Annotated in this window: 17 protein-coding genes; 8 read left to right on the top strand and 9 right to left on the bottom strand. The window is 35.4% G+C overall.

Annotated features, from left to right (window positions below; genetic code table 11):
- Positions 1–322 precede the first annotated feature (322 nt).
- The 3 genes from CEY12_RS05780 (at position 323) to CEY12_RS05770 (ending at position 3,466) form a co-directional block, all read left to right on the top strand.
- Positions 323–1,738 carry an aldehyde dehydrogenase family protein gene (locus CEY12_RS05780; protein ID WP_089026785.1) on the top strand — a complete coding sequence of 472 codons (1,416 nt, stop codon included), beginning with the start codon at positions 323–325 and terminating at the stop codon, positions 1,736–1,738.
- A 51-nt stretch (positions 1,739–1,789) separates the two neighbouring features.
- On the top strand, positions 1,790–2,608 hold the full coding sequence (locus tag CEY12_RS05775; RefSeq protein ID WP_089026784.1) for a helix-turn-helix domain-containing protein: 819 nt from the start codon (positions 1,790–1,792) through the stop codon (positions 2,606–2,608).
- 453 nt (positions 2,609–3,061) lie between these two features.
- Positions 3,062–3,466, top strand: coding sequence for a GNAT family N-acetyltransferase (locus tag CEY12_RS05770; RefSeq protein ID WP_089029800.1), 405 nt, complete (start codon positions 3,062–3,064; stop codon positions 3,464–3,466).
- A 152-nt stretch (positions 3,467–3,618) separates the two neighbouring features.
- Here CEY12_RS05770 and CEY12_RS05760 read toward each other — a convergent pair whose 3' ends face one another.
- Positions 3,619–4,107 carry a GNAT family N-acetyltransferase gene (locus CEY12_RS05760; RefSeq protein WP_089026782.1) on the bottom strand — a complete coding sequence of 163 codons (489 nt, stop codon included), beginning with the start codon at positions 4,105–4,107 and terminating at the stop codon, positions 3,619–3,621.
- Between the two features lie 169 nt (positions 4,108–4,276).
- Between CEY12_RS05760 and CEY12_RS05755 the strand changes: the two genes are divergently transcribed.
- Positions 4,277–5,938 carry an FAD-binding dehydrogenase gene (locus CEY12_RS05755; RefSeq protein WP_089026781.1) on the top strand — a complete coding sequence of 554 codons (1,662 nt, stop codon included), beginning with the start codon at positions 4,277–4,279 and terminating at the stop codon, positions 5,936–5,938.
- A gap of 18 nt (positions 5,939–5,956) precedes the next feature.
- Entirely contained in the window at positions 5,957–6,760 is an 804-nt protein-coding gene (locus tag CEY12_RS05750) for an SDR family oxidoreductase (protein ID WP_089026780.1), read from the top strand.
- A gap of 26 nt (positions 6,761–6,786) precedes the next feature.
- Here the strand turns inward: CEY12_RS05750 and CEY12_RS05745 are convergent, their stop codons facing one another.
- Complete coding sequence (locus CEY12_RS05745; RefSeq protein WP_089026779.1) at positions 6,787–7,632, bottom strand: helix-turn-helix domain-containing protein; 846 nt, start codon at positions 7,630–7,632, stop codon at positions 6,787–6,789.
- 82 nt (positions 7,633–7,714) lie between these two features.
- On the opposite strand from CEY12_RS05745, the gene CEY12_RS05740 reads away from it, so the two are divergent.
- Positions 7,715–9,085, top strand: coding sequence for an MFS transporter (locus CEY12_RS05740; protein WP_089026778.1), 1,371 nt, complete (start codon positions 7,715–7,717; stop codon positions 9,083–9,085).
- Positions 9,078–9,470, top strand: a complete 393-nt coding sequence (locus CEY12_RS05735) for a hypothetical protein (protein ID WP_089026777.1) — start codon at positions 9,078–9,080, stop codon at positions 9,468–9,470. The genes CEY12_RS05740 and CEY12_RS05735 overlap by 8 nt, the downstream gene beginning before the upstream one ends.
- A 217-nt stretch (positions 9,471–9,687) precedes the next feature.
- On the opposite strand, the gene CEY12_RS05730 is transcribed toward CEY12_RS05735, so the two are convergent.
- Positions 9,688–10,212 carry an SRPBCC family protein gene (locus tag CEY12_RS05730; RefSeq protein WP_089026776.1) on the bottom strand — a complete coding sequence of 175 codons (525 nt, stop codon included), beginning with the start codon at positions 10,210–10,212 and terminating at the stop codon, positions 9,688–9,690.
- A gap of 749 nt (positions 10,213–10,961) precedes the next feature.
- On the opposite strand from CEY12_RS05730, the gene CEY12_RS05725 reads away from it, so the two are divergent.
- Positions 10,962–12,491: a tetratricopeptide repeat protein gene (locus tag CEY12_RS05725; RefSeq protein ID WP_089026775.1), complete on the top strand. Its 1,530-nt coding sequence runs from the start codon at positions 10,962–10,964 to the stop codon at positions 12,489–12,491.
- A 324-nt stretch (positions 12,492–12,815) separates the two neighbouring features.
- On the opposite strand, the gene CEY12_RS05720 is transcribed toward CEY12_RS05725, so the two are convergent.
- From CEY12_RS05720 to CEY12_RS05695, 6 genes are all read right to left on the bottom strand, one after another.
- Positions 12,816–13,217 (bottom strand): hypothetical protein, encoded by a 402-nt coding sequence (locus CEY12_RS05720; protein ID WP_089026774.1) that lies wholly within the window; start codon positions 13,215–13,217, stop codon positions 12,816–12,818.
- A 56-nt stretch (positions 13,218–13,273) separates the two neighbouring features.
- Positions 13,274–14,023, bottom strand: a complete 750-nt coding sequence (locus tag CEY12_RS05715) for a LytR/AlgR family response regulator transcription factor (RefSeq protein WP_089026773.1) — start codon at positions 14,021–14,023, stop codon at positions 13,274–13,276.
- 3 nt (positions 14,024–14,026) lie between these two features.
- On the bottom strand, positions 14,027–15,085 hold the full coding sequence (locus tag CEY12_RS05710) for a sensor histidine kinase (RefSeq protein WP_089026772.1): 1,059 nt from the start codon (positions 15,083–15,085) through the stop codon (positions 14,027–14,029).
- Positions 15,086–15,330: 245 nt separating this feature from the next.
- A complete protein-coding gene (locus CEY12_RS05705; protein WP_089026771.1) occupies positions 15,331–16,536 on the bottom strand; it encodes an MFS transporter in 1,206 nt (401 codons plus the stop codon).
- Positions 16,537–16,627: 91 nt separating this feature from the next.
- Positions 16,628–17,542 carry a helix-turn-helix domain-containing protein gene (locus CEY12_RS05700; protein ID WP_089026770.1) on the bottom strand — a complete coding sequence of 305 codons (915 nt, stop codon included), beginning with the start codon at positions 17,540–17,542 and terminating at the stop codon, positions 16,628–16,630.
- 84 nt (positions 17,543–17,626) lie between these two features.
- A complete protein-coding gene (locus tag CEY12_RS05695; protein WP_089026769.1) occupies positions 17,627–20,968 on the bottom strand; it encodes a DEAD/DEAH box helicase in 3,342 nt (1,113 codons plus the stop codon).
- Between the last annotated feature and the right edge of the window lie 90 nt (positions 20,969–21,058).

The following is a 21,058-nucleotide window of genomic DNA, read 5'->3' as shown; positions in this document are numbered from 1 at the left end:
TCCTTTAATAGTAATCACTTAGTGTCTATTTAACGCAAGGGATAATTATTGCTTCCCTTTATTGGGAAGTTTTTATTTAAAACACTTTTTAATATTATATGCCCCTGGAGCTCTTCGTTATTGAAGGGCTCCTTTATTGGGTGGTAGGTCATTCCCGATAGGTAAAAATCATTGATCATGAAAATATGGGAAAGAAATATCTCATGGGTGACCAACTTAAAATTTTAAACATGAGTGAGCTTTTTTACAAAATAAATTGAGCTTTTTTACAAAGTTTATGATTCATATATCCCCTAATTTTGTTCTTATAAAATTATAAGAAATGAAAAAAGTAAATAAAATTTACATCAATGGCGAATTTGTAACGCCTCATGGAACTGAAACTTTTGACCTGATCAATCCATCCACTAATATCAAAATTGGTGAGGTGACACTTGGGGATGAAAAAGATACCCAAGATGCTATTGCGGCAGCAAAAGAAGCATTTAAAGCATTTTCTCAAAGCAGTGTTTCAGAACGTATTGCGTATCTGGAGAAATTAAAAGATGCAGTCGAAAAAAGAGAACAGGATTTTATCGATGTAATGATCGAAGAATACGGAGGGACCTACCAGTTTTCTACTTTAAGTAACCAAAATACAGGGGGCTGGTTCGACAGTATTATCGAAACGCTTAAACACTTTGAATTTGAAAAAAATATTAATTCTTCCATTGTAAGACTTCAGCCAGTAGGGGTTGTCGGGATCATCACTCCATGGAATGCAAGTAATAGTTCAATTTGCAGTAAAGTGGCAACTGCAATTGCAGCAGGATGTACCGTCGTTATCAAGCCCAGTGAAATGAGCAGTTTACAGACGCAGGTCCTTATGGAAGCTTTTCATGATGCGGGTCTGCCAAAAGGGATCATCAATTTTGTAATCGGCTTGGGGAATGTAGTAGGAACTGAACTTACCAATAACCGGAATGTAGCCAAAATCTCTTTTACAGGTTCTACAGCAGTCGGTAAAATGATCATTAAAAATGGATCCGATACGATGAAGCGTGTCACTTTGGAATTGGGAGGTAAATCACCCAACATCATTCTGGAGGATGCTGATCTGGAGAAGGCTATACCTATGGCCGTCTATGGAGCTTATATGAATAGTGGGCAGGCATGTATTGCGCCAACAAGACTCTTGGTTCCTGAACATAAAATTGATCAGGTGAATGCTATAGCAAAATCTGTTGCTGAAAAAGTAATCGTTGGCTTTCCGGAAAATCAGGAAACGCATATAGGACCTATGGTAAGTATTAAACAGTTTGAAAGGGTTCAGAACTATATTAAGTTAGGCTTGGAAGAAGGGGCCACTTTGCTTGCTGGAGGAGTAGGAAAACCCGAGGGTCTAGAAGCGGGAAATTTTGTGAAAGCAACCATTTTTACCAATGTTCGAAATGATATGCGGATTGCCCAGGAAGAAATATTTGGTCCCGTATTATCGATTATTCCTTATAAAACTGAAGAAGACGCCATAGAAATTGCTAATGATAGCCCTTACGGATTGGCTGCCTATATCAGTTCAGAAGATAAGGAACATGCTTTGAGGGTTGCTTCAAGGATTGATGCAGGAAGAGTTTGCATTAATGGGTTTAGCCATGATCCAATGTTGCCGTTTGGCGGATTTAAGCAATCGGGTATTGGGCGTGAATTTGGAGTGTATGGATTAGGGGCTTATCTTGAGGCCAAAGCAATTTTGAAATAATAATGTAAATTTGATCAGGCGTTATCAGAAAATAACGCCTGATTTATCTATATGGCAAAGAAAGAGAATTCAGGCATTGTTTATTCCTGCTATCACGAACTAAGCAGAAAAGGGGAAAATTTTGTTCCTCAGCATACCCTTTCGTTTCAACTATCGGGAAGCTTTGTTCTTGCTGATGGTAAAGAAAAATATAGAGCAGAGGAGGGTGATTTCAATCTTATCAGGAAAAATCAGCTTGTGAAGTTTGTAAAATATCCTCCAGAAAATGGAGTTTTTGAAAGCATGAATATTTATTTAGGAGAAGAAATGCTGGTGAATATGGCCCGTGAATATGACCTTTCCGCTGATCATTTTGTACCCGTACAGGCACTTGTTCCTATACCTATGAACGCCCTGCTTCAAAATTATTTGATTTCTCTTCAAACTATTATTGATAGTGATCATCTAAATAATAAATCATTGATCGATCTGAAGGCAAAAGAACTTTTGCTGATCTTATTGCAGTCACAGCCGGATCTGAGAAATATTCTTTTTGATTTTTCGCAGCCTCATAAAATTGATCTCGAGGTCTTTATGAATCAAAACTACAGGTATAATGTCAATCTAGAGCGTTTTGCATATCTCACAGGGAGAAGCCTTGCGACCTTTAAGCGTGATTTTGAAAAAGTTTTCCATGCTTCACCCCATCAATGGATATTGCAAAAACGATTGAATGAGGCTTATTTTCTGATCACTGAAATGGGAAAGACTGCCTCAGATATTTATATTGAAATTGGGTTTGAGGACCTTTCTCATTTTTCATATGCTTTTAAAAAACAATTTGGTTATAGTCCCACAAAAATTCATCAGAGATCAGATTTTGGAGAATAGAATGACAAAAATATGCACATTATTTTTTTAGTTTAATACCTTATTATTCTTATTTTTTCTTGAAAAAGTCGGAGACAGATACTTTTTTTCCTGTAGCTACTGCTTTTGCAGTTGATTCTTCTACTAATTTTAGAACATGAAAAAACCTTCCGAAGAAGGCTTAAAAAAACACAAATGTGATTAGATCACAAGATGTGTTAAATATAATAAAAAATCCTCAACCGAAGTTGAGGATTAAAAACTAATAACCATGAAACTCAAACATGAGTTTACGTGTATAGTAAACGGAGTAAGTGCTACAATATTTTGTGAAAACTTAAGATAAAATAGAAACCTCTTTGTTAATAGGGGTTTTAATAAGATTGTTATTAAAAAATTGCTTATTTTTAGTCTATTCATACGTGCAAAACAAATTGTATGAGTATCTTTCATATGTCTAAACTCATACCCAAAATGGAAATACAATACAGTACAGATAAAAGACCGACAACGGATCAGATCATTGAACTTTATGACAACGCAGGGTTGCCCCGTCCAACTCATGACAAAGAGAGAATGCAAAAAATGTTTGATCATTCAAACCTTATTATTACAGCATGGTATAAAGATCTGTTAGTAGGAGTTTCCCGTTCAATAACCGATTGGGTTTGGTGTTGTTATTTATCAGATCTTGCCATTAGGGATGAATACAAAAAAGAAGGAATTGGCAGAAAGCTGATCAATATGACCAAAGAAAAGGTAGGTGAACAATCGATGGTCTTGCTGCTATCCGTTCCAACCGCGATGGAATACTATCCGAAAGTGGGATTTGAAAAATTGGAAAACAGTTTTATCATGCATAGAGCAGAATGGAAATAATATTTTCCTTACCATAAAACTCATTCGGCCATTCACGGAATTTTAAATTAAAGTCCTTCAAAAGGAGAGCTGCTCCTTTTGGTGGTTGTTCCTTTTGTTTAAAATAAATTGGAAAGAAAAGGAAGTTTAAATATATAAATTTGTGGTAAAAATTAACTTCTGCCATATACCATAACAATATTGGAATCTGTTTCCTTTTCCTGAGTATTTTTAGCTACTTCTTTAAATCCGAATTTCTTGTATAATTGATAGGCTTTTATATTGCTATGAGTGACTTCTAAAACAATTTCAGTAGAATTTGATCTATTGTTTGCTTCCTCGACGACAGCCTGAATCAATCCATACCCGATATTTTTCCCTTGAAAATTTTCTTTAATATACATCTGATAAATATGACCGGCATTATCCTCTTCCTTTACAAAAGCACAAATTCCAATCAGCTCACCATCACTGAAAGCTCCAATAACAAATCTTTCATTTCTTTGATTTTCAATATCATATTCTAATTTGAATTTTTCAGTTTGTAGGGCCTCTTCATAATTGGCTCCAAAAGATTCTGGAAATTTTTTTAGACTTTCTAAACGAATAGTTCTGTATATTCTGCTTTCATGAGGAAGCAGTGATCTATATTCAATGTTCATGAGATTTTATTTTGCATGAGAAATTCAAATTTACTGGAATTTAAATAATATCATATTTACTGCATATTAAAAACCGAAGAAAATAAACGAAACAAAGATTAATCAGTTTATTATAATTCTAAAATCCATTATCTTAGTTTATAGAATTTCATACTGATACATAAAACCCATGGACAAAGAATTTCAACCTGATGCTATTATCATCGGTTCCGGATTAGCGGGGCTGACTGCAGCAATGGAAATTACCAATACAGGAAAAAAAGTATTATTAATAGACCAGGAAACTGAACAAAATATAGGTGGTCAGGCATTCTGGTCTTTTGGAGGACTTTTTTTAATCAATTCTCCCCAACAGCGGAGAGTAGGAATCAAGGATTCTTATGAACTGGCAAGGCAGGATTGGATGGGGACGGCAGGTTTTGACCGTGAAGAAGATTACTGGCCAAAGCAATGGGCGGAAGCATATCTGAAGTTTGCCGCCAATGAAAAGTACAATTATATTTCAAAGATGGGAATCAAGCTGATGTTTATGGTCGGATGGGCAGAAAGAGGGGATGGTTCCGCGAGTGGTCATGGAAATTCGGTTCCCCGTTTTCATGTCAGCTGGGGTACAGGGACTGGTGTTGTGAAACCTTTTGTGGAGAAAGCTTACGAAGCAAAAACAAAAGGGTTGCTTCAGATGAAATTCAGACATAGGGTTACTAATCTTATCATGGAGAATGGTAAGATAACCGGAATTGAAGGGAATGTATTGGAAAATGATAATAAAGAAAGAGGCGAACCGACCAGTAGAACCGTTGTTTCACAATTCAGATATAATGCTCCACACATTGTTATAGCCTCAGGGGGAATAGGAGCTAATCATGAGCTGGTACGTAAAAACTGGCCGGAAAGATTAGGAAAGGCACCTGAAAAAATGATTTGCGGAGTACCTGCTTATGTGGATGGCAAAATGATTGGCATAGCAGAAAATGCAGGTGCTGATATTATCAATCGGGATAGGATGTGGCATTATACTGAAGGGATTCAGAATTGGAGTCCTATATGGCCGGACCATGGGATAAGAATATTGCCTGGACCATCCTCTCTTTGGTTCGATGCTAAAGGAAACAGACTTCCTGCACCGTTTTTGCCGGGATTTGATACATTAGGGACATTAAAATATATACAGGATACAGGTTTTTCCTATTCATGGTTTATCCTGACACAAAAAATAATCAAAAAAGAATTTGCGCTTTCCGGATCGGAACAAAACCCTGATATCACCAATAAGGATTATGTTCTTTTTCTAAAAAGGATTTTTGGAAAAAAAGCTCCGGGACCTGTGGAAGCTTTTAAAGAAAACGGAAAAGACTTTATTGTTTCAGATAACCTTCAGGATCTCGTACAAAGAATGAATGAACTTTCGGGAGATTATCTTCTGGACTATGATAAAATAAAATTGCAGATTGATGCAAGAGACAGAGAACTGGATAATCAGTTTTCAAAAGATACCCAGGTCAATTATATACGGAGTACCAGAAAATATATTGGGGATAAATTAGGGCGGGTAGCAGCTCCCCATAAAATATTGGACTCTGATAACGGTCCATTGATCGCGGTGAGGCTCAATATTCTTACAAGAAAGACTTTGGGAGGGATTAAAACAAATCTTAATGGTCAGGTTTTAAAAAATGATGGAACGGTCCTTGAAGGCTTGTATGCAGCAGGAGAGGTGGCTGGATTTGGGGGCGGTGGTATGCATGGTTATCGTGCTTTGGAAGGAACTTTTCTTGGCGGATGTCTGTTTTCAGGAATGAAAGCGGGGCAATATATCGGCGGACTAAAATAGAATGTAAAAAATCAATATATGGGTTCTTATTTTAACGGTAAAACAGTTTGGATCACAGGAGCATCATCCGGGATCGGAGAGGCACTCGTTCTTGAGCTGGCAACAAAAACAACGGCAAGGATCATTCTTTCGTCGAGAAAAGAAGAACAGCTGATAGCAATTGCACAAAAAGCAGGGTTACCAAAAAATCGTTATGCCATATTACCTTTAGATCTTTACCATTACAAAGATATGCCTTCAGTGGCTGCAAAAGCTATAGAAAAATTTGGAAGTGTTGATATTCTGATCAATAATGCAGGCTTATCCCAACGATCCCTAGCAATGGACACTGATATAGAAGTAGATAAACGTTTAATAGAGGTTGATTATATCGGAACAGTTGCATTAACAAAGGCTACAGTTCCTTATATGATTAAAAATGGAGGTGGGCAAATAGCTGTAGTGTCCAGCCTGATGGGAGTGTTTGGAGCTCCAATGCGCAGTGGCTATGCCGGAGCCAAACATGCTCTGCATGGTTTTTTTGATGCACTGCGCGCAGAATTGTATAAAGAAAAAATTCTGGTCACAATAATCTGTCCTGGTTTTATACAAACCAATATTTCTCTAAATGCCGTGACAGGAGACGGTTCATCCCAGGGAATTATGGATGATGCTACAAAAAACGGGATGCTTGTTTCTGTTTTTGCCAAGAAAATGCTTAAAGCTATTGAACTGAAGAAATACCAGAAAGCAATTGGAGGCAAAGAAGTTTTAGGAGTTTATCTTAAAAGATTTTTCCCTTCGTGGTTGGCCAGGATTACCCGAAAAGCAAAAGTAGTTTGACCAAATAAAGTATTTGCTTTAAATATTTAGCGGTTTCTATATTGAGAAGGACTTATCCCTCTATGTTTTTTAAAGGTTTTAGATAAATGGCTCTCATCATTGAAACCCAGTTCCTCAGCAATTTCCTTTAGTCTCATGGTACTGAATTGTAAACGGGTATCAACGAGTTTCAAACGATATGCTAGTAAATAAGACTGATAAGATACGCCTACATTCTTTTTGAAAAATTCACCAAAATAAGTTTTTGAGAGACCAAAACGTTGGGCAACAAAGGAAACTTTTGTCTTCTCGGGATCTTTGATGTATTGCTGTACATAAGTGATGACTTTCATGATCAGAAATTCAGTACTGTTTTCGTTCAGTTCTTCGGTATCACTCAATATTAGATTGCGGGCAACAAGATTAAGGAGGATTGAGATCGATTGCCGGATAATAAGATAATCCTTATTCGATAGAACAATATATTCTCTCAGAATATTTTCAATAAGGACTTCAGCAAACTGCAGGTCTTCAGTGTTTCGAAATATACAGCCGGCATGACTGTGATAATTATTGACAATATAATTCAGTTTATTGAGATTTTCACAAGTTTCAATACGGTCAGCCTCGGTTCGGATCTGGTCTATGAAATGTAATGGACACTGAATGATAATTAAACTGGCTTTCTCAGCATAAAAATGGTAATTCGCGGAAGTATTCAACAGAAAGAACTTTCCTGTCCTGAAGTCATATTGATGATGATCAACTTTTACAATACCTTTTCCTTCCTTAACAAAAACCATAGTAAATGATTGTCGTGAGGAAATAGACAATGTCGTATCAATTTCTTTTTTTTGTACCGAAAATATATCAATTCCTTCTCTGCCCATCATATTCAATTGTACATAATAAACCTTTAATTATACAAATATACATGTATTTACTTTGGTTTCTTTGTTGCAGTAATTTTTCACAATGGAATACAATATAAACAGATGGAAGGCCCTGGGATTTCTTACGATGGGAGCATTTCTTTCCCCTCTTGATTACTTTATTGTCAATATAGCATTACCCGATATCAAAACCCATTTCAATGCAACCCATGCGTCATTACAAATGGTGATCGCTGCCTATGGTTTAACATATGCTGCTTTGGTTGTCTGTGGAGGTAGATTTGGTGATATTTTTGGGAGAAAGAGAATGTTTATTATAGGATTGTACCTGTTTATGATCGCTTCTACCGCATGTGCTTTTTCTCCCAATATTTCCTTTTTGATTGGATCCAGAATTGTGCAGGGGGTAGGCGCAGCAATGCTTGCTCCTCAGGCATTAGCGAATATCAGGATCATATTCCCTTCTACCGAGCAAAGAAGAGCAATGGGAATATTTGGTTCTGTTTTTGGTTTTGCGGCGATTATGGGGCAGTTATTGGGTGGTGCATTATTAAAACTTCAATGGTTTGGATTTACCTGGCAGTCGGTTTTTTTAATTAATATTCCAGTGGCTGCAATTTGTATAGTGGGGATATCAAGATCCCTTGACGAAACGAAGTCATCCAAAATTAAGATCGACTTTATAGGTATTCTGCTGATCGTATTGTCTTTACTTTGTGTTATTTATCCTTTGGTTGAAGGAAATAAGGAGGGATGGCCCATTTGGATCTTTATGACTATGGTTTTAGGATTATTTATTTTCTGTTTATTCCTTCAATATGAATCCCGGTTGGAGCATTCAGGAAGGCCTCCTTTAATTTATACAAGCCTTCTGAAAAATAAAAGATTTAGTCAGGGGCTTGGTATTATTTTGATCTATAATTTTACAGCAGGTCTTTTTATCTGTTACCCCTATTATCTTCAAAACCATTTATTATGGTCATCGATTGATACAGGGATGGCAATTTTACCGTATGGAATTGGATTTTTTGCCGCACCACTGCTTAGTACAAGAACAAGAATCGACAGTGTTACCCTTGCTAAAACTGGCTTAGTTTTACTAATTGTTGGGATGGGTATGGCTGCTTTTTTATTTTATCAGGATTCAAAGCCGGGATTAGGAGTTTATTTGGCCTTATTAATAGCTGGTTCAGGACATGGAACTGTGATGCCTGCTATGCTTAAAAATATAATGACAGATATTAAGGCTAATGAAGCAGGACAAGCCTCAGGAATAGTGAGTACGGGGATTCAGATTGGAAGTGTGTTGGGAGGCGCGGTTATAGGCTCGCTCTTTTTTTCAGCTTCGGAGGGAATCGGAATGTCAGTGGCCACTGCAGCAATTGGTATTTCCCAGATCGTAGGGCTGATCATAATGTTCTATTACTCAAAACAAATTAGAAATAATGGATAAAAAAGAAATTGTACAAAAAGAAATTCTGGATTTTCACCAGAAAATAGAAGACTGGTTCAAAGGGAACACAAATGATAAGGAAAGTTTATTATCCGATATGTTGGATAATTTTCATCCTCATTTTTACATGAAAGGAAGTAGAGGCAATGAACTGGATTATGAAGGTTTTTCAAATTGGCTTCCGACAGCTTTTAAAAGATTTTCTCAGATTAAAATTGAGGTTTCGGAAATAAAGATCCATCTTACGGATATGCACGCATTAGCAGAATATATAGAAACTCAGAATGCTGATGGAGAGATAAATACCAGAAAGGCATCTGCTGTCTTTGTACTAAACCCTGATGGTCGTGTTAGTTGGTATCACCTTTTGGAAGAGTGGATCTAAGTCCTTAGAACTGTATCTCTAAGATTTAATTTTTTCAGGTGTAAAAACTGAAAGCAATTTAAAAACCTCCCGAATAAACGGGAGGTTAATAAACTGTTGAGATTGTAATAACACAGGTTATTAGACGATAAAAGTACAAAATTTAGTTTTAAATACTACGTTTAGCTCTAATATTAATATATTTTTAAAGAAGAGGGTGTTTTTTGTTTAAAAATTGTTACTTTTCAGCTTGGGCTTTTAAGTCTCTTAGCCATCCCTGTAAGGAGAGCTCCAGATGGGATTGGAATTTATTAGCCAGTAAAGAAACAAGCCACCCCTCCATACTTTCATCTACAATGACCTTGGTGTCATTTCCATTAGGAATTAGTGTCCAATTATGGATTGCAAAGGATCCAAAAGCGGGTCCGGACCACCCAATTTTACGATAGGGAATAGCGGTATGTAAAGTCGAATGAATGGTAAGTCCTCCACTTTTCCAGTCAAAACTGTTCCCTTTTTGAAAAGGTAGTGTCATTACCGGATCCTGAATGTCTTTGTTCCAGGCTGACCAATGATTAACATCACTCATGATATGATATATTTTTTCAGGGGTAGCGTGGATAATGATTTGTTGTTGGGTTTGTACTGGGGCATTCCTATTAATATCTTCTGAAACTTTATAAGAACTGGTAAGTTCCAGTATTCCTACGATTAAAATTAATGCTATTATAATAGTGACTATACTTAACAAAACCTTTTTCATAACGGTTATTTTTTTAATTATTTTAATAAGGTAAAGGTATAGACTTGTCGAATATCAGAATTGTAAGAAAACGAAATAGTTGAGAAGCCTGGCAGGATAATCAGAATAGTGATAAGAAAAAAACAGAAGGCTTTTGAGAAGTAGGATCAATAAAAAAAGATCCGGGACTATTTAGCCCCGGATTGAAAACCATAGTTTAAAACTACTAACACTATTTAACGACTATTTTATCAGATAATCAATAAGAAATTGAAAATATCACAGCTTTTATTGAAATCATTTTCTCTCATCATTTGTGTTGTTTGTAAAAGAAATTTATCCGCTGGATTCTTACAGACTCTTATAAAAAGTGTTTTTTCATTTTAAGCTATTTTCTTTCATCGTTTGTGTTTTTTAAGCCGGGATCATATGAATTAAGATTGTAATATTATTTTATACCTCATTATTAGTATAAAAGTTGATTTTTATTTAATCAAAATATAATATGTTTCATATTTTCCTATCACAAATGTATAATGAAAAAATAAATTAACAAGTACTCAAATTTACATTGTGAATACATGTGTTTATTTATGTATGTTTGTGTGAAGGTGTGTTTTTGTTTTTGGCTTGTAGCAGCTGGATGCAGAGCTAATTACACAAAAATACACAAACTGTATTTTTAGAGGAATAATGAAAAAAAATCAGGTGAATTTCCAGATATAATCACTTTCAATTTGTATATATTTGTTTTAATTAATTAAGAGAACATGCATAACAACAAAATATTAAAAACATCCATATTCTTTATTGTTTTTATTATTTTTTATTTTGATGCCCCAGCGCAGACCAGTACCAAGGAAATAGATAGTGTAGGCCAGTTACTGGAAAAGAATTATTTGAAAGGAGATAATAACCCGGGTCTTACGCTTAAGAATGCGACTGTTCTTTATTATCTATCCAAAGAGAAAGAATTCTACCCTGGACAAGTGTATTCTATTTTTGAAGAGGTTAAATTATATCATCTTAATGGTGATTTTGATTCAGCTCTTTCAAAAGTTAATGAAGGACTGGATTTGGCAAAAAAAGAAAATGATGATAATATGATCTGTCGTATTCTGTTGTTGTATCAAAGAGTGCTTTTACAATTGGATCATTTAAGTGCGGCAAAATATATTTTAGAAAGGGCTGAGGACTACAATAAATCTGTCAAAATCAAAGAAGACAAGCTTATTAATGATGTTTATATACAGTTGGCGAAGGCAGAACTATTAACGATTAGAGAGTATTTTGACGAGAAAACAATAAACGAAATCATAAAATTAAAAAAGTTTGCTTATTCTGAATCCCTAAAAATAAAGGATTCGAACAGCTACAAAAAGGTTACTGTAATATATACACTTGAATCTCTGGCAGTTTCTTTAGCCCGTTTTAAAAAAATAGATGAGGCCAGAAAGTATAGTCAAATTATTGATCAGTTTCTGATATCATATGCGGACGATACTTTTTTGGTTCGGAGTTTAATTATTAAAGGAATTATTGAAAAACAAGTCAAGAATTATTCTCTTGCCATCGATTATTTTTCAAAAGCAATTGTAGATTCTCAAAAAGACCATAATAGATATGAACAGTATGAGGTGTATGCCATGATGGCTGAATGCTATGATGGAATGAAGGATTTTGAAAATGCTACTTATTTTTCCAAAAAATATAAACGTATTGTAGATAGTGTTGATCTGGTCAAGAAAAAATCAGGAGATGTTAATTTTATTAATAAAATAAATCTTAAAGTTTCGGACAAAAATGAAACGGAAACGATCCAGACGTCAGATATTATTATTGGAGTTGGTGCTATTTTTTCGGCAGGATTAATTTTGTTCTTCTATCTTAAGAATAATAGAAAGAAAAAGGTAAATTCTTCGCAAAAGGAAATAAAGAAAGTTGCTATAAGCAGCAAACCGGATGAAGAAATCCTAACCGATAATACTATTTTAAACACAACGACCGAAAGCACAAAAGAACTGATTCTTTTGGCCAAAGAAGATATCAATGCATTCTACATAGAGTTTCAAAAAATATATCCCAACTTTTATCCAACTCTTAAAAACAAATATGCTGAACTCAATATTTCTGATATTAATTTTTGCAGTCTTTTGAAAATGAACTTTGGGATTAAAGAGATCTCACAATATACCAATTCTACCATAAGAGCAGCTGAGGCCAGAAGATACAGGATCAATAAGAAGATGCAGCTGAAAAATCAGAACGAATTGTACATGGTTTTATCATCCATCAATTAAAGCTGAACTGAAATAAAAAAAATCCGAAGCCCTTTGGGCTTCGGATAAAAACAATCTGAATTGTTTATAATGAAAACGACTATTTTTTCTAAGTGAAGTTTTTGATATGATAGGTTTGCTTAACTGCCTTCTGGTATTTTAAATCTATTTCGCTTGGGGGAAGCTTAATTTCAGCACATAAATTTCCTGTAGCTTGCTTACAAGCTATTAATTGATGTTGAAACGATTAAAAAAATAGATGAATTTAAAATAGATGATCCTAAGATAAGATCAGTGAAAGAAGCCAGAAAAGCAACCTAAAAAGGAGGTCCCAGAGTACGGACATTATTTGTATTTGATGAAAGTGGCCTGTATTTTCTTTACCTTCATATTGGTCGTAATAGATCCACCACTATAGGTATTATTCTTACTTCCGTTTTTTACACTTCCAAAATCACTTTTAGAACTTCCGGTAACCTCTTGCGTAAGTTTCATAATAACTCCGTCTGCACCTCTGGATTTGCCGAGTTCAATTGCTTTTTGCTGCATAGCATCTATGGAACTGAATCCCTGGTCGATTTCTGTGGTTCCCATGGTTTCATGTTCTCTTTTTACATCTCCTTCAGCGAAATAAACATCAACATTCTGAGTAGGAGCATAGCTTTTCCCAAAATAAGATGGTGCGCATGATGTTGCCACTGAAAGGGCTAAAATTCCAATGGATTGGATCAATAATGATTTTCTCATTTTTTTTGATTTATAAATTAATTGTTTGATTTTTTACAATATTTCTGAAATAGATTTTAAGCATCGGGATCCTGATCAGGGCTGTTGCTTTTTCTATTGGAGATCACTTTGCCAAGCATCTGGTTCATGAAAATATCACGATAAGTCTGGCCGATAGGAATTTGATTTTTGGTAAATTCCAGTTGAACCAGATTTCCATGGATCATCATAATAAAAGGAACTGCAATAATGAATGATTTATGAATGCGCAGGAAATGATCCCCTGGTAATTTGTTTTCAAGTCCTCCGATATTCAGCAGTGCCATGGTCTGTTCTCCGTCCCTGGTGTGAAAGCAGACATATTTTCCTTTGCCTTCAATATAGATGATATCCTGGGTTTTAATTTTGATGAGTTTCCCTTTGTATTCTGTCTTCACCATAATGAAGTCATCTTCCAGTTCTTTTTTAGGGAATGAAATAATTTCCTGTGCCCGCTGTACTGCTTTTAAAAACCGTGGAAAGAAAATAGGCTTTAGCAGATAATCTACTACATTGTGATCAAATCCATCCAGTGCATATTCCCTGAAAGCAGTTGTAAGTATAACTTTATATTTATCTCCCAGTAAAGGCAAAAACTCAATCCCGGACATTCCCGGCATTTGAATATCGAGGAAAATAAGATCTACATGTGTGGTATTCAAAAGCTGTAATGCCTCGGCGGGATTCATGGCAGAACCGGCCAGCTTCAGAAATGGTGTTTGTTCGATATGCAATGTGAGTAATTCTATTGCATGGGCTTCGTCATCTACTACAATACAGTTAATCATAATTTAAAGATTTATGGTTATTTCATTTAAATAATAGTTTTCATCCTCCTTGATGGTGAAGGAGTGCTTAACTCCATACATCAGCTGTAAACGTTGTTGCACATTATTTAATCCTATTCCTTTTGAGGGTTCTTTAGGTCCTTTTTTCTTTTTATTGCTCACCAGAAAATAGATTTTACTTTTTGTTGCCTCCAGTTCAATGGTCACCTGGTTTTTTTCATCATTTAATTCTCCATGTTTGAAAGCATTTTCTACCAAAGTAACAAATGCTAATGTCGGGACATAGGATACATAGGCATCATCGGTGTCAATGTGTTCGTAATACTTAATTTTTAGCATATGATTGAACCGGATCTGATTCATTTCTATTACTTTTTTCATATGATCAATTTCCAATGCCAGAGGAACCGTTCCGAGCTCATCCCAGTCATCAAGGGCATAGCTCATGATCTCGGAAAGCAAGTGTACGGCATGTGCAGCTTCAGGGCTTGCTTTAATGGTCTTTGTATAAATAAAGCTTAAAGAATTAAAAAGAAAATGAGGATTGATCTGATACTTTATAGCAGCAAGTTCAGCCTTTAATTTTTCTTTTTCCAGTTCTTCTTTATGTTTACGCATTTCATTGGAAGTTATAATTGTTGCAAAAAAGATAGATATGAGAACTATGACTACATCAAGTAAAGCGGCAGTAAGAAAAAATATGTTTGGTGAAACATAACTGGGATCTGTAGGTAGTGTATCCTGAATTTTGAAATTCCATATGTACTCATAAACAGTTAATAGTATGAAAAATAGGGAGCCTTGTAAGAGTGCTTTCTTCCAATTCCTGGTTTTTATTAAGGGAATCGCTAAATAGTAGATAAGGACATAGTATACAATAGTTCCCTTTACAACGGTATGAATAAAATTTATATAAAGTTGGTTGCCAGTTCCAAATTGTTTGAGGGTAGTTTCCAGACCCTGCAGTCGGATCAGAAATAGAAAAGCCGCCACAGTCCAGGTGGAGTAGATCATTAGAATGATCATTATCTGTTTCCATTGTTTTTTGACGAACGCTACCATTGTTAATACTTTGTTTTGAGTTTTTCGTATTTTAATTTTTATTGAATAGATGAATAGGAAATATAAATTTCTGTATTCCTTTTTAAATTACAATAATTTTATTTTGACAGTGCAATATTAGTTTATATACTGCTTACAGTAAAAACATTATCCATCAACAATTGGATTCGCGACATCAACAATTAGATTGGAGTAATTTTACAATGAAGAGCTATTGCTAACGTCTCCAAATAAAAAAGCAGAGATCAATTCTCTGCTTTTTCTTTTTTTAAGGTGTGGTTCATGGTGAGGATAATACCCAGAAGAAGGACTGCTATTATTAAATACCGCCAGGACAGTTCTTTTTGCAGCGCTACAGTTCCACTTACTGAAATAATGAAACTGGTGATAGAGGTAATAATATAAACCAGTCCACCCATTAATCCTCCTGCAGTTCCTGCATTTTTTGGAAAATATAACATGCTTGTGGTGAAAAAAGAAGTAAACAAAATCCCGGAACAGATATGGATAAAAAATGCAAAGGGGATCATGATATATAAACTCTCTGTATAGTAGCTTACAGCAATTAATCCCACAATGAGGGTTAACTGTAAAATAATAGGCTGTAAGATTCTTGATTTGAAACCCAATGCAACTCTTTTTTTACCAATAAAACCACCAATCATCCATGAGAAACCCAGAATAAGGGTACAATACCCAATCACAACCGGGGTAAAATGAAAAGTATTTTCAATAATAAAAGGTCCAGTAATGTTAAACAACATCACAATGGAATAGCTTAACCCTAGAATAATAATTCCCAGCATGAATATCCGGTTTTGCAACATCATTTTATACAGGCTGATATTTTCTGAAAAATTGAGTTTCTTTTTCTGTGGCAGACTTTCCCCACTGAAAAACCATTCAAAAATCAATATAGCTCCTGCATAAAAGGCCAGGAAATAAAAATTCGCATGCCAGTTAAATAATTTTTCTAAATAACCACCAAGGAATGGTGCTAAAATAGGCCCCAATGACCATACAATGGTGAAATAGCTGAGGTAATGTTTTACTTTATCAGCATCATAAATATCTACAAAAATAGCACGTGTTGCTACAACTAATACCGAAACAGCAATTCCCTGAAGGATACGGAGAAGGCAGATCAATAAAATACTGTCCGTCATGGTAATCAGGATACTGGTTATGACCAATAAAAATAAAGCGGCTAATTTGGGACGGTAGCGTCCAATACTATCTAAAATTCCTCCTATAAATAATTGCGAAATTCCATAACTCAGTAAATAGGACGTAAGAGTGATCTGGATATCTTTTTCTGAAACCTGCATGCCTCTGGCCATTGCGGGGAAAGAGGGTAAATAAATGTCCGTTACAAACCCTGATAATGGGATTGATATAAAGGCCATAATGGTGATCAATCTGATTCGTTGTTCAGATGCTTCTCTCAACATAATTCATTCTTTTTTTAACAATACAAAAATAAGCTAAGAATCTTTGATATTGATTTTAAAAGACAAAGTAAAAATTACAAAATTCAAAGAATTAAATAGCGTGTTTGAATTTTAGAGGGGAGGTGTTTGAATATTTTTTGAAGAAATTGTTGAAATGAGAAGGCTGATCGAATCCTAATGTATAACCAATTTCAGCAATATCCCAATTGGTATATTTTAAAAGATTTTTAGATTCTTCAAACATTCTTTCTTTAATAATATGAGTGGTGGTAAGGTTTGTTACAGACTTTACAGAAGCATTTAAGTGGTTGACGTGAACGTTGAGGTGTTCTGCGAAATCTGAGGCTGTTTTTAAAGCAAGAGGGTAGGCAGGAGAATCTAGAGGGAACTGTTTGTTGAGAAGTTCATCGAACAGGCGGTACAAACGGACATTTGCCGGAAGCTCATCCAAGTCAATATCTTCCACACGGTTTTCGAGAGCCAGGTGAAGGACAGAGGCTAAATGACTTTTAATACTTCCACACCGAAATGGATAGTTGGAGTTGTTGAGCTTGTACATCTGCTCAAAATAAACCGAAACCAATTGGGTCTGTTCCGGTGTTAAAAATACTATCGGCATACTCCATTCTTTAAATAAGGATGTTTTCTTAAATAATTTGAACTCTGAATTTCCATGAAAGAATTCCTGATTGAAAAGACAGAAATAGCCTTCTTGCAGGTCCCCGTCACATTCCCATGAATAAGGAATATTAGGCGAAGGAAAAAACAGGGCTGGACGGTCTATATAAAGCTCCTGCTGTCCATATTGAAAGGTTCCTTTACCGATGATAAAGCTTATTTTATAATAATCTCTCCGGTTGTATGGGCTTTTGAAACTACAGTATCTTCGCATGGAAATATTAAAATGTGATTTTCCCAACTCAAAATCATGAGAATCAAACATTTTCAATTGATTTTCTCTGATATTTCTGTAATAGTCTTCTATAGTTTCTAATTGGTCGCTCATCCCTTGTGAATTATAAAAATCAAAGATATGAAAACCTTTTTACTTCTCCTGTTGAAATTTTTCTGTTTTTCAGGCTGCTTTATTTTATCCTAAAATTTGTAATAGATCGGATTTGGTGTAATTCTGTGATTTCGATTCTTCAGTTTTGATAAGGCCCTGTGCAAGTTTGTTCTTTTTCTTCTGAAGATTGAGTATTTTCTCTTCAATGGTGTTGGTGCATACCATACGGACAGCTACCACATGTTTTGTCTGTCCAATCCTGTAACTTCTGTCAATAGCTTGATTCTCAGCAGCAGGATTCCACCATGGATCCACGAGATAAATATAATCTGCTTCTGTAAGATTGAGGCCAACTCCTCCTGCTTTTAGGCTGATAAGGAATACCCGTACATTTTCATCTGTCTGGAAACGATGGACTTTTGTTCCACGGTCCTTAGTCTGGCCGGTAAGGTACTCGAAAGGAATATTTTTATCTTCAAGCTCTTTTTTAATGAGATCCAGCATTCCGACAAATTGAGAGAATACAAGAATTTTATGCTCCTTTGATTTATTTTCGATTTGTTCCGTTAATAATTGAATTTTCACGGCATGCTCGCCCGAATGTCCTTCTTTCAGTAAAACCGGAGAATTACAGATCTGTCTGAGTTTAGTAAGACCCGTTAAAACATGCATGCTGTTTTTTAGCGTTTCATCGTCTGTAGATGCAGATATAAAATCACGAAGTTCCCGTTCATAAAGATCATAGATTTTTCGCTGTTCTGCATTCATTTCACAATAGATGACCATCTCTGTTTTTTCAGGAAGCTCTTTTGCTACTTGTTTTTTTGTTCTCCGCAAGATAAAAGGGTTTATCTTTTGCTGAAGTTCAATGGTCCGTTTGCTATATTCAAATTTATCAATTGGAATGGCATAGGTATCTTTAAAATACTGTTTGCTACCCAGCAATCCGGGAGAAGCAAATGAAAGCTGTCCATACAGGTCAAAAGTATTATTTTCAATAGGAGTTCCTGTTAGAACAATTCTGTTCCTTGCCTGTAAAAGGCGTGCAGCTTTATGTTTTTCGGAATTAGGATTTTTAATGGTCTGTGATTCATCCAGGAAAATATAGTCGAAGTGGAATGTTTTAAGGAAACGAATGTCTGAGAGTAGCATTCCATAGCTGGTAAGAACCACTTCAAAATCCTGGAAATGGCTGATGGTTTTTTGCCTGTCAGCACCATAATGCACTAATACCTTCAGGGAAGGGGCAAACTTTTGAATCTCTTCCTGCCAGTTGAACAATAGAGAAGTCGGAACAACGATCAGATTGGTTCTGTTGCCATATTTTTCCTTTTGATATAGAATAAATGCAATGATCTGGACTGTTTTTCCTAAACCCATATCATCCGCTAGGCATCCTCCAAAATTATAATGATCCAACAGTCCCAACCAATTGAGACCTTCCTTTTGATAATCTCTGAGTGAAGTTTTCAATTCCGTAGAAACATGAATTTCCGGTGCCTTTTTCAGCATTGAAAATTCTTTTGAATATAAAAGTAGTTCAGTTTGAACCTCCTTACTTAAGACTTCTTTTTCAAACCAACCTGAAACCTCCGAAAAACTAACCTTTGGAATTTTAAGCAGATCTTCGTCAATATCACCAATCTGGAAATACTTTGTTATTTTGTTGATCCATTCATCAGGTAAGATGCCCTGAGTGCCATCATCCAGCTGTACAAATTTTGTTTTATTACGGAGAGCCCTGTGTACCTGTTTAAGACTTGCTTCTTTGCCGCCAAAACGGACACTTAACTTTGCATTGAACCAGTCGATGCCGGTTGTAACCTGAATATTGATCTTCGCCCGATTGGGATTGAGCTTGTTATTTTTTAATTCATTGAACCCAAGAATGCTTATACCTTCATTTTTCCATATTTCAAAAGCTTTAAGAAACCAATCTGCATCCAGAAATTTATCTTTATACAGGTAGAAATATTCATGAGCTTCCAATTGCTCTGTGAAGTCGGGATGCTGTTGCACGATTACTGAAGTAAGTGCTGTTTCAGCTTCATAATTTCGTTCTATTTTAAACAGATTTCCATTTTGATCTGTATCATAAAGTTGTTTTCTGGAGTAGACAGCTACTTCTACAGAACCGTACTTCATCACCGGAGTAATTGATATATAATTGCCTTCCTGATGTAAATAGATGATCTTTTCTACTTCAAAGTTCTTTTCTTCAAGCTGTACGGGAGTAGCGGAATGAATATAGCTGTAATTAATATGAACATAGGGTTCCAATGATGCTAAAACGGTCTGTAAAAAGTTCTCATACTTTGAAGCATGAATAAGAAGGATCTCGTTATTGGATTTAAAAAATTGGATTACCCGGAGGAGATCCGGATTGTCGATCAGACTCAATGTATTCTGATGGTGAATAAAAGAATCATTTCTGATGATAACATTTTTAAAAGGAAGAGAAATATCATTAAAGTTCAGTTCACCCGTAATCTCATAGAAAGGATCTTTTTTAAAGACAGTAAGCTGTATTTCTGCCTTTAATAAGGAGAGTCCTATCGGTACCAAAGACCTTGATGAGATTGATTCAGTTATCGTATGATCATGATAGTATACTTCCAGGCCTAAAGGATTTTGAACAATTAATTTCAGTGCCTCCAAGTCTGTTGAACCCTGTTCTTCACTGAATTTATTTTGAAATGCAGCAATTGCAGTGTAGAATTTAATTTCCTGTGGCTGATTAGCTTTCCAGATAAGCTGCATCGGGTCGATCACGTGTATTGGATTTTTGATTTTACCATTTTGAGCAGTATCAGCTTCTATTAATGAAAAATTCAAAAAATTATAATAGCGGTGTTTACCGACAATAAGGAACTTCCTTTTATCGGTATTCAGCATTCCTAATTCTTTTAAAAGGGGTTGTCGCTGTGGCAATAAATTCTGTTTGAAAGCATGGTCATCAATTTGAAGAAGTTCTTTTATCTTCGATTGAATATCCAGTTTTCCATTCTGTAGTTTCAGGTGAAAATAATGATCAAGGTTGGGCTCATTTTCCAACCCAAAACTCTTGGCAAAAGAAACCAGGGTTCTTTGTCTTAAATTAGCATCAAAGAAAATACGGAAGTTTTTTTGTTCTAGAATGCTGTAAATAATTTCTGCCTGGTGTTCACAAAGCTTTTCTTTTGAATGGTCACAAGAGCATGCAGTTATTAATGAAGATCCGACCTGGCTTACAGAAACATTTGGAAATCCAATTAAAGAAAGTGATTTGGTAAAAACTCCTGAATTGATATCAAGAACCATGGGTACGATATCATGAAAGTTTTTTTCCTCTATGAATTTTGCCGTTTGGGTGTGTTTCAAAAGTTCATAAACAGAAAGTGTGCTGATGTTGGTATCCCTTAAAATATATTCTTTTGGCAACTCCATAGATAAGACAGGCGGCTGATTATTAAAAAACGAAGGTACATAAAACCAATAAAAAGAATAGAACGCGCTTGTCTTAAATTTTAAATCCTT

It is taken from the genome of Chryseobacterium sp. T16E-39 (assembly GCF_002216065.1).
Classification (GTDB): Bacteria; Bacteroidota; Bacteroidia; order Flavobacteriales; family Weeksellaceae; genus Chryseobacterium.
Note: the sequence above shows the minus strand (reverse complement) of the source record. Positions and strands in the feature narration are given on the sequence as shown.

Coding starts and splice junctions, on each gene's coding strand:
- CEY12_RS05780 (WP_089026785.1), top strand. CDS start 323: ATGAAAAAAGTAAATAAAATTTACATCAATGGCGAATTTGTAACGCCT.
- CEY12_RS05775 (WP_089026784.1), top strand. CDS start 1,790: ATGGCAAAGAAAGAGAATTCAGGCATTGTTTATTCCTGCTATCACGAA.
- CEY12_RS05770 (WP_089029800.1), top strand. CDS start 3,062: ATGGAAATACAATACAGTACAGATAAAAGACCGACAACGGATCAGATC.
- CEY12_RS05760 (WP_089026782.1), bottom strand. CDS start 4,107: ATGAACATTGAATATAGATCACTGCTTCCTCATGAAAGCAGAATATAC.
- CEY12_RS05755 (WP_089026781.1), top strand. CDS start 4,277: ATGGACAAAGAATTTCAACCTGATGCTATTATCATCGGTTCCGGATTA.
- CEY12_RS05750 (WP_089026780.1), top strand. CDS start 5,957: ATGGGTTCTTATTTTAACGGTAAAACAGTTTGGATCACAGGAGCATCA.
- CEY12_RS05745 (WP_089026779.1), bottom strand. CDS start 7,632: ATGATGGGCAGAGAAGGAATTGATATATTTTCGGTACAAAAAAAAGAA.
- CEY12_RS05740 (WP_089026778.1), top strand. CDS start 7,715: ATGGAATACAATATAAACAGATGGAAGGCCCTGGGATTTCTTACGATG.
- CEY12_RS05735 (WP_089026777.1), top strand. CDS start 9,078: ATGGATAAAAAAGAAATTGTACAAAAAGAAATTCTGGATTTTCACCAG.
- CEY12_RS05730 (WP_089026776.1), bottom strand. CDS start 10,212: ATGAAAAAGGTTTTGTTAAGTATAGTCACTATTATAATAGCATTAATT.
- CEY12_RS05725 (WP_089026775.1), top strand. CDS start 10,962: ATGCATAACAACAAAATATTAAAAACATCCATATTCTTTATTGTTTTT.
- CEY12_RS05720 (WP_089026774.1), bottom strand. CDS start 13,217: ATGAGAAAATCATTATTGATCCAATCCATTGGAATTTTAGCCCTTTCA.
- CEY12_RS05715 (WP_089026773.1), bottom strand. CDS start 14,023: ATGATTAACTGTATTGTAGTAGATGACGAAGCCCATGCAATAGAATTA.
- CEY12_RS05710 (WP_089026772.1), bottom strand. CDS start 15,085: ATGGTAGCGTTCGTCAAAAAACAATGGAAACAGATAATGATCATTCTA.
- CEY12_RS05705 (WP_089026771.1), bottom strand. CDS start 16,536: ATGTTGAGAGAAGCATCTGAACAACGAATCAGATTGATCACCATTATG.
- CEY12_RS05700 (WP_089026770.1), bottom strand. CDS start 17,542: ATGAGCGACCAATTAGAAACTATAGAAGACTATTACAGAAATATCAGA.
- CEY12_RS05695 (WP_089026769.1), bottom strand. CDS start 20,968: ATGGAGTTGCCAAAAGAATATATTTTAAGGGATACCAACATCAGCACA.